Below are 13,644 nucleotides of genomic sequence, written 5' to 3'. Positions count from 1 at the left end.
TGATCGCTCGCTTCGCTCGCTGCTCGATCACCGAGCTGTGCGGGGGCGGCGCTCTTCCCGCTCGATCTCGGCGACCGTGGGAGAGCCCATGAAGGGCAGGCCCTCGGTCTTGCGCAGGAAGCCCCAGACGATCGGCACCAGCACCACCAGTGCGACACCGATGCCGGCGATGAGGATCGGGTGGGTCTCGTCCTCGCCCGCCCCGAGCGGCGCCCAGCCGGCCTTGTCGAGCAGCGCGACGCCCGACATCGTCAGCACGATCACGATGCCGCGGCGCAGCACCGACTGCGGCACACGCGGAGCCAGGCGCGAGCCGAGGACCGTGCCCGGCACGGAGCCGATGACCAGCGGGATCGTGAGGGACAGGTCGAGCCCGCCCTGGGCGATGATGTTGGCGATCGCGGCCGAGAGGACCAGCGGGACCGCCTGCACCAGGTCGGTGCCGACCAGGCGAACGGCGGAGAGCGCCGGGTAGAGCATCAGCAGCGCGACCATGATCACCGACCCCGAGCCGACGCTCGTGACGCCGACCAGCAGGCCGCCGAGGGCGCCGACCAGCAGCGTCGGGAGGGGGCGGATGGTCGGCTCACCCATGTCCCCGGCCGTGCCCCGACGGATCTGGCGCATGCCGATGTAGAGGCGCAGGGCGTAGGTCGCGGCCGCGATCAGCAGGGCGAACCCGAGTGCGGTCTTGAGCGCCTTCTCCAGCGTGGCCTGGTCGCCGCCGTACGCCGCGTGGACGAGGAACGGTCCGATGAACGCCATCGGGATCGACCCGAGCATCAGCCACTTGGCCAACTGCATGTTGGGGTTGCCGTGCTTGCGGTGCACGAGCGCGCCGCCGGTCTTGTAGACCGCCGCCGCGGTCAGGTCGGCAGCGATCACCGACGAGGTGGAGCCCACGCCGAGGAAGATCAGCGCCGGGGTCATCAGCGCCCCGCCACCCATCCCGGTCAGGCCGACCACGATGCCGACGAGGAGGCCGGCGGTGATGATCGACCAGAAGTCGGCGGTGAAGATCTCGCCCATGGGGGTCCCTTCGGGGAGCGGGTCCGTGACCGGCAAAGCCTAGCGGGTTGATCGGATTAGCCGGGCATTGCTTCAGCGACGTGGTCTCGACTGCTCGCTCACTTCTCGATCAAGGGGTCACGGGCTAGGCACGTCGGGAATTGAGTAGGACGTGCCACGTCGCTGTCCCTCTTGCACGAGGCGCCCCTCGCTCACGAGCCGCTTCAGGACCGCACGAGCCTGATTGCGGTCGAGCCCGGTCAGCCTGCGCACACGCTCGTTGGTCAGGGGTGCTGCCGCCGCAGCTTGCAGCAGGCCCCCGCCCCCTCCGCGCCCTGTTCAGGGCCCAGGACGCCCAGGGTGTAGTAGGCGCGGCCCCGCTGCCCGTGATGGACGAGCAGGTTGGCATCGCGAAGCCGTTGCAGGCGACCCCGAGCTTCGAGTTGTCGACACCACGGACTTCCCGAGCGCGTGAATTTGTGATCCTTCCGTCTCTCATCACCGTGAGGAGCAGGATGCGTTCGTTGGGGAGAAGTCGGCCGAGCCGTTCGTGCTCCGCGAGCCAAGCTCGCTCCGATCCGGAGGTCAACCCGCCGAGGGGCAACGTCACCGTGAAGAAGCCGTCCGCGTCGTCGAAGACGGGCTCATCCAAGAGCTCGTAGCGCATCGAGTCCTGAATGACGTCGATGCCCTGACCGGAGTCCTCGGCCAGGCCGAGCCTCCTGAGGACGTCGATCACGGTGGGATTCCGCGCGGCTTGAGCCTCCCTCAGAGTCTGGACCGTGACCGGTGGGGGCAGTCCCCCTGGACTGCGGACCAGGACCCACGACGGCCGCACCTCGACGACGATCGGCGCTCGGTCGCCTGAAAGTGCCTGTCACGACTATTTCGGTGCCGATGTCGCGGAGGACCCAGTCGGCTGCGGCTTCGACCTGGGGCTGGACCGGGCCGGCGACCGTCTCACGTCGCACATACGAGGTCGTGTCGTCGGCCTCGTAGGAACGCAGGTCGACGTGGAACTTGGCCGCGTCGACAGTCGCAGCGGGGTCACTGCCCGGAATGGCGCAGTTGTGGGAACAAGAACCAGAGTTGCCCAGAGCCGGTTATTTCAGGTCCATAAGTGATCCATGGATGCCCAGCCGACCAGCTCACAGGTGATCGCTCAGGGCATCCAGGATCTCGGCCAGGCAGTCCTCGATCGTGCGGCCGGTGGTGTCGACGACGACGTCGGCGTCGGTCGGGGCCTCGTAGGGGCTGGAGATGCCGGTGAACTCCGGGATCTCGCCGCGCCGCGCCTTGGCGTAGAGCCCCTTGCGGTCGCGCCGCTCGCACTCCTCGACCGGCGTCGCCACGTGGACCAGGAAGAAGTCGCCGCCGGCGTCGGCGACGTACTCCCGCACCTGCTGGCGGGTCTCGTCGAACGGCGCGATCGGCGAGCAGATCGCCACCCCGCCGTGGCGGGAGATCTCGGCGGCCACCCACCCGATGCGGCGGATGTTGGTCTCCCGGTCGGCCTTGGAGAAGGTCAGGCCGGCCGACAGGTTGCGGCGTACGACGTCACCGTCGAGCGAGGTGACCGTGCGCTCGCCGCGCTCGAGCACCACGTCGTGCAGCGCCCGCGCCAGCGTCGACTTGCCGCTGCCGGACAGCCCGGTGAAGAACACCACCAGTCCCTGCTCGCCCGGCCCGGGCAGCTCGAAGTCGATCACGTCGGCGACCTGGTCCGGCAGGTCGCCCTCGCCGGTGACGCCGACGACGTCGCCGGGGGAGTACGCCGCCACCACGCGCTCGCCGAAGGCCTGGTCGGCCTCGGCGTCACCCCGGCTCGCCAACGGCACGGCCACGACCCTGCTGTCGGGGATCAGCTCGGCCGCGGCCAGGGTCGCCCGGATCAGCCCGACGCCGGACAGCGGGCGGCCGTCGTACGACGGGGTGCCGGCGCCGGTGAGCGCCAGCAGGACCACCGGCTCGCCGATCTCGCGGATCCGCTCGACGTCCTGCTCGGTCAGCGGACCGGCCACGGGGACCGTGACCACGTCGCCCAACGCGCGCACGTCGGCGGGGGAGAGGTGGAGGCGACGGAACGCGCCGTACTCGTGGTGGCTCAGCACCGACACCGGCCCGACGACCCCGCGCCGGCCCTCGCCCGCGTCGTACGTCCGCTCGACGGTGACCCGGGCCAGCGGGAGCCCCTCGGGGTCGACCAGCTCAACGGGCCCGCCCTCGGTGGCGAGGTCGGCCGGGAGCGTGAGCGTGACGCCCTGCGGGTCGTCGGTGAACCCGGCCGGCTCGACCGCTCCGTGCGCGATCAGCTCGAGGTCGTCGAGCTCGCGGGGGGTCGGGCAGTGCTGGGGGAGCGCGTCGGTCACGGGCCGATCCTACGGTTCCTCTCAGGAACGGGTGCTAGCAACTGCTGCAAGCACGTTTCGTGCTTGTAAACAAGGGAAAACGTGCCCGGAGTCACTCCTCCTGACTTGATAGTGCTTGCAAGAGCAAGCATGATGGGGGCATGGCGAAGGGGTTCATGAGGGCGAGCGCACTCGGTGACTACCTGCGAGAGCAGCGCACCGAGGCCAAGCTCAGCCTGCGTCAGCTCGCGGAGGCGACGGGCATCTCGAACCCCTACCTGAGCCAGATCGAGCGCGGCCTGCGACGGCCGTCCGCGGAGGTCCTGCAGTCGATCGCCAAGGCGCTGCAGATCTCGGCGGAGACGCTCTTCGTGCAGGCGGGGATCCTCAGCCCCGACGACCACGAGGTCCACTCCGTGGAAGTCGCGATCCTCGCCGACCCTGGCCTCACCGAGCGCCAGAAACAGTCGCTGATCGACGTCTACCGATCGTTCCGAGCAGCAAACCCCACACAGGAAGAAGGAATCTGACATGGCCAAGGCCACTGTTCTCGAGACCGCCACCAAGCCGTTCTACGCCTACGTCGGCGCGAGCGACTACGCCGTCGAGCTGGTCCGCAAGGCCGCCGCCGACGTCCAGACCCAGCTCGACGACGCCCGCAAGCAGGGCGTCATCACCTACGGCCGCAGCGAGGTCACCGACCGCATCGACGCCCTCGCCAAGGAGGCCAAGGTGCGCCAGCTCAAGGCCGAGACCCTGCTCAAGGACCTCCAGGCCGACGCCCGTGCGCTGCCCAAGCGCGCCGAGGCCCGCTACGCCGAGCTCCAGGCCGACTACAAGGAGCTCCCCAAGAAGGCCGAGGCCCGCTTCAACGAGCTCCAGGCCCAGCTCAACGGCCTGCCCAAGCGCGTCGAGGCCCTGGTCAAGGACCTGCAGGCCGACCGCGCCCAGCTGCCCAAGAAGGCCGAGGCCCGCCTCACCGAGCTCCAGGCCGAGGTCCGTGAGCTCGTCGCGAAGCTCGAGGCCCGCACCGCGGACCTGCGCGCCGACCTCAACAAGTTCGCCAACCGCGGCGAGGCCGTGCTGGACCGCGTCCGCAAGGGCGAGATCGGCACGATCGGCCGTCCGCAGGCCGAGGCTGAGGTCGAGGTGAAGGTCAAGAAGGCCTCCACGGGCGCCAAGACCGCCACCAAGAAGACCTCGACCGCGGCGAAGACCACCGCCAAGAAGTCGTCGACCGCGGCGAAGACCGGCACCAAGAAGGCGGCCACCACGGCGACGACCACCGCCAAGAAGTCCTCGGCCACGGCGAAGAGCACCGCCAAGAAGGCCACCCGCAAGGCGCCGGCCACCAAGGCCTGAGCCTCGACTCACGGTCCAGCCGGGACCGGGCTGCGCAAGCGCGGTCCCGGCTGACATCGGCCAGGGTCTCGACCTCCAGGGGGGAGGGTCGGGGCCCTGGCTCCGTTTTCGGGTATGCCGCCGGCGGGGTTCGGCGGCCCGGGCCGGGTTCGGGTTCGGCAGCGGGGCCCGGTGTCGGGTTCGGCGGATCCGGCTGGGCTTCGGCGGATCGCGACACCCTCGCGGGGCTGAGTCGCGTCGCCGTCCGCCGAACTGTCTGCGCATCCGCCGAATCGCCGGGCCGCGAGCTCTGCACAGCTGCGGGGACGGGCCTGCCCTCCACCGTGACCGGACGGCCGACAGCACCGGGAATCGGTCCGTCGCACCCTGGGCCGATGACGACGATCGCCCAGCGGGGCCGACTGCGGGGGCGTGAGTGGCACCGCGTCTCGACGGGGCTCTTCCACTCCGACCGCGGGCGGCCGCTCGACGCCTGGCAGCTCGCGCTCCCGAGGTCGGGCCGGTTCTCCCACCTGACCGCCGCAGAGCTCTGGGGCTGGTGGCTCCCCCACCTGCCCGACCGGCTGCCGGTGATCGCCGCGGTGGACGCCAAGGCGACGCGACCCCAACGACCGGGCCTGCGAGTGGTCCGGGTCGATCCCTGGCGGCCATCCACGGAGCTCGACGGGCTGCGGGTCGACTCGGCCGTGGACACCCTGCTCGTCTGCGCCCGTGACCTGTCGCTGCTCGACCTCGTCGTGCTCGTCGACTCGGCCCTGCACGCTGGGGCGTGCACCCGGTCGGACCTCGAACGAGCGGCCGCCACCCGCCGCAAGGGGGCTCGGGCCCTGCGTGAGGCCCTCGCGCTGGCCGACGAGCGCTCGGAGTCGGCGTACGAGACGCTGCTTCGCCTCCTGCACACGATCGCCGGCTACGACGTCGAGCCGCAGAAGGTGATCCGCGACGGGGCGGGCGACGAGATCGCACGAGCCGACCTGTGGTTCGTCGGCACCATGCACCTGGCGGAGTACGACGGGAAGGACCACCTGCCGCGCGAGCAGCAGGAGGTGGACCTGGCTCGGGGGCGCCGGATCGTCGCGCAGGGCTGGATCCGGCGTGGCTACGTCAGCAAGGACCTCGTGCACAAGGCGGCAGGGGTCCTCCGCGACGCCGAGCTCGTCACCGGGCGGGCTGCCCGGTCCGGTGCGCTCGCCGAGTGGAACCAGCTGCTGGCCGGGTCCTGCTACACCCCGGCCGGTCGGGCCCTCCTGGCTCGCCGCGTCGGGAACGGCGGATCGGGCAAGTGTTCGGCGGATCCGGACAAGGCGGTTGGCTGATCAGGTGTCGGCGTCCGCCGAACCCAGCCCCTGCCGCCGAACCCAGCCCGTGCCGCCGAACCCGGGCCCGGGGGTCAGGGGTGGAAGACGACCGTCCGGGCGCCGCAGAGGAAGACCCGGTCCTCGGCGTGGGCGGTGACGGCGCGGGCGAGGACGAGCCGCTCGACGTCGCGGCCCAGGGCGACCATCTGCTCGGGGGTGCGGGTGTGGTTCACGCGCACGACCTCCTGCTCGATGATCGGGCCCTCGTCGAGCTCGGCGGTGACGTAGTGGGCGGTGGCGCCGATCAGCTTGACCCCGCGGGCATGGGCCTGGTGGTAGGGCTTGGCCCCCTTGAACCCCGGCAGGAACGAGTGGTGGATGTTGATCACCCGGCCGGACAGCGAGCGGCACAGGTCGTCGGAGAGCACCTGCATGTAGCGGGCCAGCACGACGAAGTCGATCCGGTGCTGCTCGACCAGCGCCAGCACCTGGGCCTCCGCCTCCGGCTTCGTCGAGGGCGTCACCGGCACGTGGACGAACTCGATGCCGTGGCGCTCCACCAGCTCGCGGAGGTCCTCGTGGTTGGACACGACGACCGGGATGTCGACGGGCAGCTCGCCGCGCTCCCAGCGGTAGAGCAGGTCGACCAGGCAGTGGTCGATCTTGCTCACCAGGATGAGCATCCGCCGCGGCTCGTCGCGCGGGCGGATCTGGAGGTGCATGCCGAGCTCGTGGACGGCCGAGGTGATCGCCGAGCGCACCGCGTCGACGTCCTCCCACGGGGACTCGAGCTCCACCCGCATGCTGAACAGCCCCGTCACCGGGTCGGAGAACTGCGCGCTCTCGGTGATGTTGCCGTCCGCCGCTCCCGCCCCCTGCGCGATCGCCCGGACGATCCCGGGGTGGTCGGGGCAGGAGAGCGTGAGGACGTAGTGCACGCAGGGAGCCTAGTCACTCCGACGGCAGGTCCACCGCGTCGGCGAAGGCCTCCTCGCCGCGGGGGGTGATCACGCGCAGGTCGCTGAGCAGGTGGTGGTAGTAGATGCTCAGGCCGAACGTGACGCCGAACGGGTCCACCAGCACGCACCAGTCGTTGTAGACCTCGTGCGAGGGCGGGATCGCCACCCCGGTCCCCACTCCCGACGCCCGCTGGACGACGTCGGGCAGGTCGGGCACCGCGAAGTACACGACCCAGGCCGGGCGGAGGATCGGCACGAGCGGCTCGTCGACGTAGGTCACCGTGCCGAAGGCCGGCTGCCGGTCGCCCACGACGAAGCACAGCTCGTCGACGTCGCCGATCAGCTCGACCGGCTCCATCAGCAGGATCTCGGCCCACTCGCGTGCGCGGGCGGGCGCGTCGAGGTCGTAGTAGTCGGCGTTGGTCTCGCCCACCGCCTCGGGGTCGACGTCGAGCGGCAGGCGGCCCTGCTCGACGACCCGGGTCCAGACGCCGTCGGCGTTGACCAGGTAGGTGCGGCCCTCGTGCGTGGCCACCCGTCCACCGGCGGCCTCCATCCGGCGCACCGACTCCGCGAGGTCGTCGACGCTCAGCACCGGCACCCAGCCCGGGGGCGGACCCCCGACGGAGGAGCGCCACACCCCGCACACGCCGTGGGAGAACAGCAGGCTGACGGGGTTCCAGTCCTGGGGGTCGTGGCCGCTGCCCGGACCGAGGAGCCAGGCGTAGAACGCAGCGCTGTCACCCGGTCGCTCCGAGAACAGCTCCATCCCGACCAGCCGCCGAGTCGCGCTCACCGTCCGAGCATCCTCGTGCGCCTCATCCGTCACATCCTCCGTTCGTGCCAACTACGATGACGTCCGTGAGCATCTTTGCGGTTCCGAGCCTGGTCACGTTGGCCTTCAGCGTCATCCAGTTCGCTGTCGTGGCCTTCGCGTTCATCGACGCGACCCGTCACCGCCCCGACGCCTTCCCGGCCGTCGACCGTGGCAACAAGACGGGCTGGCTCATCGGGCTCGGCCTGGCGTTCGTCGCCCACCTGCTCATCTGGAACCCGATCAGCCTGATCAACCTCGTCGGCATCGTCGCCGCGATCGTCTACCTCGTCGACGTACGCCCCTCCCTGCTGGCGATCACCGGCCGCCGCTGACGGGCGCCATGGACTTCGAGGTCGTCACCGCCGACATCACCACGCTCGAGGCCGACGCGATCGTCAACGCCGCCAACAACCGCATGCGCGGCGGTGGTGGGGTCGACGGGGCGATCCACCGGGCAGCCGGGCGGGGCCTGCTGCGCGAGTGCGAGGAGCGCTTCCCGCGCGGGCTCGCCACCGGCGACGCCGGCTGGACGACCGGTCACGACCTGCCCGCGCGGTGGGTCATCCACGTCGTGGGCCCGGTGTACGACGGCCGCGGCGGCAACCGCGGGCAGCTCGTCTCCTGCTACGCCAACGCCCTGGCCGTCGGGGAGGCGCTCATGGAGCAGCACGGTCTCGAGCAGATCACCATCGCGTTCCCGCTGGTGTCGGCCGGCGTCTACGGCTGGCCCAAGGACGACGCCGTCGAGGCCCAGGTGCGCACCCTGGCCGAGACCCCGACCCGGGTGACCCGCAGCGTGCTCTGCGCCTTCGACCGGCGTACGGCGGGGTTGCTGGAGGCGGCGGTGCAGCGCGTCAGTCGTGGCGGGTGATCCGCATGCCGATCGGGACGATCTCGCCGGAGGCGTCGCGGACCATCCGGGTGGACTCCTCCAGCTCGCTGTAGCTCGCCAGCGCGAAGACCACGCCGAACGGGTCGCGCAGGACCGCCCAGACGGCGTACCCCTCGTCGGTCGGCGGGATCAGCACCTCGACGCCGGCCTCGGCCGCGCGCGCGATCGTGAGCTCGAGGTCGGGGACGTCGAAGTAGACCAGCCACCCGCGCGACAGCGGCTGGGCGGAGAGCAGCGAGAAGTCGACCACGCCGAGCACGAGCACGCCGTCGGAGGCGAGCAGGCGGTAGTCGCCGGGGTCGTCGATGACCTGCAGGGAGTCCAGGCCCAACGTCTCGACCAGGCGCCCGCTCGCCAGGGGGACGTCCTGGGTCAGCCACTCGACGGTCGTGCTGCCGAGCGCGGCCGGGTCGACGTCGACCGGGAGGGGGTCGGCCGGCACGACGCGCAGCCAGTGCGGCCCGGCAGCGAGGTAGGTCGCCCGGTCGCGCTCGAGACGCGCGTAGCCGAACGACTCCGCCCGGGCCACGGTCGCCTCCAGGTCGGCGGTGGAGAGCACCGGCACCCACGAGGACTCCGGGCCGTCGTCCTCACCGCGCACGCGGATCCCGCAGACGCCGTGCTCGAACAGCAGGCTGACCGGGTTCCAGTCGCTCGCGGAGGCGCCGCTGCCCGGTCCCAGCAGCCAGGAGTAGAAGGTGGCGCTCTCGCCGGCGCGGTCGGAGAACAGCTCGACGCCGACCAGGCGGGTCGCGGGTCCCGAGGTCATGGGTTCATGATGCAGGCCCGACGGCTCAGCGCGGGGCCATCCGCAGCGCGCCGTCGAGTCGGATGACCTCGCCGTTGAGGTAGTCGTGCTCGACGAGCATGAGGACGAGGCGGGCGTACTCGTCCGGACGGCCCAGGCGCTTGGGGAACGGGACGCCCTCGGCGAGCGCGTCGCGGAACTTCTGCTCGACGCCCGCGAGCATCGGGGTCTCGATGATGCCCGGCGCGATCGTGTTGACCCGGATGCCGAACTGCGCCAGGTCACGCGCGGCGGGGAGGTTCATCCCGACGATGCCGCCCTTGGAGGAGGCGTAGGCCACCTGGCCGATCTGCCCCTCGAACGCCGCCACGCTCGCGGTGTTGACGACCAGCCCGCGCTGGCCCTGCTCGTCGGGCTCGGTCTTCGCGATCTCCTCCGCGGCGAGCGCCAGGACGTTGAACGACCCGATCAGGTTGATCTGGATGATCTTGGCGTAGAGGTCGAGGTCGTGGTGGCCGCCCTTGGACAGGATCCGCCCGGCGGTGCCGATGCCGGCGCAGTTGACCACCGTGCGCAGCGGCTTGCCCGACCCGACCGCCCGGGCGACCGCGGCGCTCACCGACGCGGGGTCGGTGACGTCGGCCTCGACGTACTCGATGCCGGCGGGAGCCTCGCCGGCCTTCTCGATGCTCGCGGCCAGGTCGAGGGCGAACACCGTCGCGCCGGCCTCCGCGAGCGCGGTGGCGGTGGCGGCGCCGAGCCCGGAGGCTCCCCCGGTGACGAGGGCGGCGGTGTCCTGGATCTGCATGGGGGCTCCTTCGGGGTGGTTCGGGCGGGTCTCAGGGTAGGGGGGCGCGATCCGGCACCCCCCAGGAGGTGGGGTGCACCCACGGGAGCCGACTCAGGTCTAGTCCGGGATGGGACCGGAACGGTTGCGCTGAACCTCGTTTGACTGCGTTTAATCGTGAATCGAATCAATACCCTCGGCAGTGACAGAAGCGCCGATCTCGGTCGATTGACCAACAACTTTCAGGAAACCATCATGTGCGAGGAGCTCCGCTGACGTGGGAGGGCGGAACTCAGCAGTCCCCGGTGTGCACGCTGTCGTCCCCCCGCGTGCGTGCACCCGGTGGTGGGAGGTCTGGCCTGAGGCCTTCCGACCTGGCGCGTCCGGTGAGCCCTCGCCGGACGCGCCTGTCTTTTTCGGCCCGTCGGCCGTCGGCAGGGCTCAGGCGCGGCGGGCGCGCGAGGCGGTCTTGGCGCGCGCGTGGGCGTCGAGCACGACCTTGCGGATGCGCACCGACTGCGGCGTCACCTCGACGCACTCGTCCTCGCGGCAGAACTCCAGGCACTGCTCGAGGCTCAGCTTGCGCGGCGGGATCAGCTTCTCGAAGTTGTCGGAGGTCGCGGACCGGATGTTGGTCTGCTGCTTCTCCTTGGTGATGTTGACGTCCATGTCGTCGGCGCGGGAGTTCTCGCCGATGATCATGCCCTCGTAGACCTCGGTCGTCGGCTCGACGAACATCGTGCCGCGCTCCTGCAGGTTGGTCATGGCGTACGCCGTCGCGGCGCCGGCCCGGTCGGCCACCAGCGAGCCGGTGGAGCGGGCCCGGATCTCGCCGGCCCACGGCTCGTAGCCCTGGAAGACGTGGTGGGCGATGCCCGTGCCGCGCGTCGTGGTGAGGAACTCGGTGCGGAAGCCGATCAGGCCACGCGCGGGCACGAGGAACTCCATGCGCACCCAGCCCGTGCCGTGGTTGGTCATCTGCTCCATGCGGCCGCGGCGGACGGCGAGGAGCTGGGTGATCGCGCCGAGGTACTCCTCAGGCGCGTCGATGGTCAGCCGCTCCATCGGCTCGTGCACCTTGCCGTCGACCTCGCGGGTGACCACCTGCGGCTTGCCGACGGTCAGCTCGTAGCCCTCGCGGCGCATCTGCTCGACCAGGATCGCCAGCGCCAGCTCGCCACGGCCCTGGACCTCCCAGGTGTCGGGGCGCTCGGTCGGGACGACCTTGATCGACACGTTGCCGACCAGCTCGCGGTCGAGACGGTCCTTGACCAGGCGCGCGGTCACCTTGTGGCCCTTGACCTTGCCGGCGAGCGGGCTGTCGTTGATGCCCAGCGTCATCGAGATCGCCGGCTCGTCGACGGTGATCAGCGGGAGGGCCTTGGGCTCCTCGGGGTCGGCGAGGGTCTCACCGATCATGATCTCGGGGATGCCGGCGATCGCGACGATGTCACCCGGTCCGGCCGACTCTGCCGGCACGCGCTCGAGCGCCTGGGTCATCAGCAGCTCGGTGATCTTGACGTTCTGCTGCGACCCGTCGCGCTTCATCCACGCGGCCTGCTGGCCCTTGCGGATCGTGCCCTGGTGGACGCGGAGCAGCGCGAGCCGGCCGAGGAACGGGCTGGCGTCGAGGTTGGTGACGTGGGCCTGGAGGGGCGCCCCCTCGTCGTACACCGGGGCGGGGATGGTCTCGACGATCGTGCGGAACAGCGGCTCGAGGTCGGGGCTGTCGGGCATCCCGCCGTCCTCGGGCTGCTCCAGGCTCGCGCGGCCGGCCTTGGCGCTGGCGTAGACGACCGGGAAGTCCAGCGCGTCGGGGTTGTGGGAGTCGTCGAGCAGATCGAGGAACAGCTCGTAGGTCTCGTCGACCACCTCGCTGATGCGCGCGTCGGAGCGGTCGACCTTGTTGACCACGAGCACGACCGGCATGTCGGCGTTGAGCGCCTTGCGGAGCACGAAGCGGGTCTGGGGCAGCGGGCCCTCGGAGGCGTCGACCAGCAGCACGATGCCGTCGACCATCGACAGGCCGCGCTCGACCTCGCCACCGAAGTCGGCGTGGCCCGGGGTGTCGATGATGTTGATCGTCATCGGCTCGCCGCCGGACGACGGGCCGGTGTAGCGGACCGCGGTGTTCTTGGCGAGGATCGTGATGCCCTTCTCGCGCTCGAGCTCACCGGAGTCCATCGCGCGCTCGGCGACGTGCTCGTGGGCGCCGAACGACCCCGCCTGGTGGAGCATCGCGTCGACGAGGGTCGTCTTGCCGTGGTCGACGTGGGCCACGATCGCGACGTTGCGCAGGTCGGAGCGGCGGGTGGACGGGGTGTGGTCAGGCTCAGTCACCGCGCGATTCTACGGGCCGTGAGCGGGCCTCCCGACCACGCGTGGCTCCCGGCGTGACGGCGGCCACTCCGACCGGCACATCTGTCCGGGGGACCGCTGCTCACGCCGCGGCGTCGGTCGGACCGGGCCGTCGTGCCGGTCCGGAGGGTCGGACGAGCCGGGTCAGCAGGTCCTGCGTCCAGTCCCGCTGCGTGCGGACGTGGGTGTAGCCGAACCGCGCCACCCGCCAGTCGCCCACCGCGGCCAGCGTGTAGCGCTCGCAGTCGCTGAGCAGGGCCGACGAGCTCGAGTGCCACGCGAAGGAGTCGGCCTCGATGATCAGCCGGTGCTCGACACAGACCAGGTCGGGGTGGATGGTCAGGCCGAGCAGCTGCACCTCGCGCTGGGGCTCGACCTCGAGGCCGTCGACATCGAGGCAGATGGCCCGGAGCGCCGACTCGAACGGGTTGTGGGCCCGACCGTCCGCGCAGCGGGCGACCCGGCGGGCCTGCACGCTGCCCGGCCCCCTGAGCCCGGCCGCGGCCTCGACCAGGCGCTGCGGGTCGACCTCACCGCTCCGCAGCGCGGAGTCGGCCACCGCGAGCGCGTCGTCCCAGGAGAGGTCGCGGGCACAGTCCAGGACGGTGCGCAGCGGCTCGGTGACGCCGGGCCGGCGGACCTCCTCGGGGGCGAGGTCGCGGTAGCGCAGGTGCATGCCGCGGGAGGACCGGACCTTGCGGTCCCGGGGGACGACCACGTGCGGAAGGCCGGGCTGCTGCAGGACCTTCCAGCCGTGGTGGGCTGCCGCGGACAGGTGGCTCGCCACCCCCGAGACGCGGGCCGCCGCTCGGAGGCCCTCGTCAGCCGTGGGCAGGGCGTAGGCGTCGCGCGTGAGCCTGACGACCTCGCCGCGGTCGAGAGCCGTGCGGAGCCGCCGACGCGTGGTCAGCCGCAGCAGCTCGCGGGAGGTCGCGACGCCCCCGAGCTGCGCCAGCGCCTGTCCGGGGTCCATCCCGGCACCCTTCCTGATCCTGGCCTCGAGCAGGTCGCCTTCTCCACAGGCCCTCCGGACCGGCACAACGGGCCGGGACGCGGCTGAGCCCCGC

The 13,644-nt window shown here is 71.3% G+C and carries 14 protein-coding genes; 5 read left to right on the top strand and 9 right to left on the bottom strand.

Translation table 11 applies throughout. From position 1 onward, the window contains the following. Positions 1-27: 27 nt before the first annotated feature. The 3 genes from J2S63_RS07675 to cysC form a co-directional block, all read right to left on the bottom strand. Positions 28-1,029 carry a sulfite exporter TauE/SafE family protein gene (locus J2S63_RS07675; RefSeq protein ID WP_310300786.1) on the bottom strand — a complete coding sequence of 334 codons (1,002 nt, stop codon included), beginning with the start codon at positions 1,027-1,029 and terminating at the stop codon, positions 28-30. Between the two features lie 124 nt (positions 1,030-1,153). After that, positions 1,154-1,858, bottom strand: coding sequence for an ATP-binding protein (locus tag J2S63_RS21270; RefSeq protein ID WP_486348066.1), 705 nt, complete (start codon positions 1,856-1,858; stop codon positions 1,154-1,156). A gap of 298 nt (positions 1,859-2,156) precedes the next feature. Further along, positions 2,157-3,377 (bottom strand): adenylyl-sulfate kinase, encoded by a 1,221-nt coding sequence (gene cysC, locus J2S63_RS07670; RefSeq protein WP_310300783.1) that lies wholly within the window; start codon positions 3,375-3,377, stop codon positions 2,157-2,159. 140 nt (positions 3,378-3,517) lie between these two features. On the opposite strand from cysC, the gene J2S63_RS07665 reads away from it, so the two are divergent. The 3 genes from J2S63_RS07665 to J2S63_RS07655 all read left to right on the top strand — a co-directional run bounded on the left by J2S63_RS07665 (position 3,518) and on the right by J2S63_RS07655 (position 6,034). Continuing rightward, positions 3,518-3,886 carry a helix-turn-helix domain-containing protein gene (locus J2S63_RS07665; RefSeq protein WP_310300780.1) on the top strand — a complete coding sequence of 123 codons (369 nt, stop codon included), beginning with the start codon at positions 3,518-3,520 and terminating at the stop codon, positions 3,884-3,886. Position 3,887: 1 nt separating this feature from the next. Then, positions 3,888-4,718 carry a hypothetical protein gene (locus J2S63_RS07660; RefSeq protein ID WP_310300777.1) on the top strand — a complete coding sequence of 277 codons (831 nt, stop codon included), beginning with the start codon at positions 3,888-3,890 and terminating at the stop codon, positions 4,716-4,718. A 374-nt stretch (positions 4,719-5,092) separates the two neighbouring features. Continuing rightward, positions 5,093-6,034 carry a putative endonuclease domain-containing protein gene (locus J2S63_RS07655; RefSeq protein WP_310300774.1) on the top strand — a complete coding sequence of 314 codons (942 nt, stop codon included), beginning with the start codon at positions 5,093-5,095 and terminating at the stop codon, positions 6,032-6,034. A gap of 74 nt (positions 6,035-6,108) precedes the next feature. Here the strand turns inward: J2S63_RS07655 and purU are convergent, their stop codons facing one another. Both purU and J2S63_RS07645 read right to left on the bottom strand, forming a co-directional pair. After that, on the bottom strand, positions 6,109-6,954 hold the full coding sequence (gene purU / locus J2S63_RS07650; RefSeq protein ID WP_310300771.1) for a formyltetrahydrofolate deformylase: 846 nt from the start codon (positions 6,952-6,954) through the stop codon (positions 6,109-6,111). Positions 6,955-6,967: 13 nt separating this feature from the next. Next, positions 6,968-7,771, bottom strand: coding sequence for a VOC family protein (locus tag J2S63_RS07645; RefSeq protein ID WP_310300768.1), 804 nt, complete (start codon positions 7,769-7,771; stop codon positions 6,968-6,970). A 65-nt stretch (positions 7,772-7,836) separates the two neighbouring features. On the opposite strand from J2S63_RS07645, the gene J2S63_RS07640 reads away from it, so the two are divergent. Both J2S63_RS07640 and J2S63_RS07635 read left to right on the top strand, forming a co-directional pair. Further along, on the top strand, positions 7,837-8,124 hold the full coding sequence (locus J2S63_RS07640; RefSeq protein WP_310300765.1) for a DUF2516 family protein: 288 nt from the start codon (positions 7,837-7,839) through the stop codon (positions 8,122-8,124). Between the two features lie 8 nt (positions 8,125-8,132). Then, positions 8,133-8,663, top strand: coding sequence for a macro domain-containing protein (locus J2S63_RS07635; RefSeq protein ID WP_310300762.1), 531 nt, complete (start codon positions 8,133-8,135; stop codon positions 8,661-8,663). On the opposite strand, the gene J2S63_RS07630 is transcribed toward J2S63_RS07635, so the two are convergent. The 4 genes from J2S63_RS07630 to J2S63_RS07615 all read right to left on the bottom strand — a co-directional run bounded on the left by J2S63_RS07630 (position 8,647) and on the right by J2S63_RS07615 (position 13,550). Beyond that, entirely contained in the window at positions 8,647-9,453 is an 807-nt protein-coding gene (locus tag J2S63_RS07630; protein ID WP_310300759.1) for a VOC family protein, read from the bottom strand. The genes J2S63_RS07635 and J2S63_RS07630 overlap by 17 nt on opposite strands. 25 nt (positions 9,454-9,478) lie before the next feature. Then, positions 9,479-10,240, bottom strand: coding sequence for an SDR family NAD(P)-dependent oxidoreductase (locus J2S63_RS07625; protein WP_310300757.1), 762 nt, complete (start codon positions 10,238-10,240; stop codon positions 9,479-9,481). A gap of 420 nt (positions 10,241-10,660) precedes the next feature. Beyond that, positions 10,661-12,559, bottom strand: coding sequence for a translational GTPase TypA (typA, locus tag J2S63_RS07620; RefSeq protein WP_310300752.1), 1,899 nt, complete (start codon positions 12,557-12,559; stop codon positions 10,661-10,663). Positions 12,560-12,659: 100 nt separating this feature from the next. Next, on the bottom strand, positions 12,660-13,550 hold the full coding sequence (locus tag J2S63_RS07615) for a hypothetical protein (RefSeq protein ID WP_310300749.1): 891 nt from the start codon (positions 13,548-13,550) through the stop codon (positions 12,660-12,662). Between the last annotated feature and the right edge of the window lie 94 nt (positions 13,551-13,644).

It is taken from the genome of Nocardioides marmoribigeumensis, from assembly GCF_031458325.1.
In the GTDB taxonomy this organism is placed as follows: domain Bacteria; phylum Actinomycetota; class Actinomycetes; order Propionibacteriales; family Nocardioidaceae; genus Marmoricola_A; species Marmoricola_A marmoribigeumensis.
The sequence above is the reverse complement of the archived record's forward strand: the minus strand, read 5'-3'. Positions and strand labels throughout refer to the sequence as shown.

Excerpts from the sequence above, each read along its gene's own strand:
- J2S63_RS07625 (WP_310300757.1), bottom strand. The coding sequence starts at position 10,240 with ATGCAGATCCAGGACACCGCCGCCCTCGTCACCGGGGGAGCCTCCGGG.
- J2S63_RS07615 (WP_310300749.1), bottom strand. The coding sequence starts at position 13,550 with ATGGACCCCGGACAGGCGCTGGCGCAGCTCGGGGGCGTCGCGACCTCC.
- J2S63_RS07635 (WP_310300762.1), top strand. The coding sequence starts at position 8,133 with ATGGACTTCGAGGTCGTCACCGCCGACATCACCACGCTCGAGGCCGAC.
- J2S63_RS07630 (WP_310300759.1), bottom strand. The coding sequence starts at position 9,453 with ATGACCTCGGGACCCGCGACCCGCCTGGTCGGCGTCGAGCTGTTCTCC.
- J2S63_RS07675 (WP_310300786.1), bottom strand. The coding sequence starts at position 1,029 with ATGGGCGAGATCTTCACCGCCGACTTCTGGTCGATCATCACCGCCGGC.
- J2S63_RS07655 (WP_310300774.1), top strand. The coding sequence starts at position 5,093 with ATGACGACGATCGCCCAGCGGGGCCGACTGCGGGGGCGTGAGTGGCAC.
- J2S63_RS07665 (WP_310300780.1), top strand. The coding sequence starts at position 3,518 with ATGGCGAAGGGGTTCATGAGGGCGAGCGCACTCGGTGACTACCTGCGA.
- J2S63_RS07660 (WP_310300777.1), top strand. The coding sequence starts at position 3,888 with ATGGCCAAGGCCACTGTTCTCGAGACCGCCACCAAGCCGTTCTACGCC.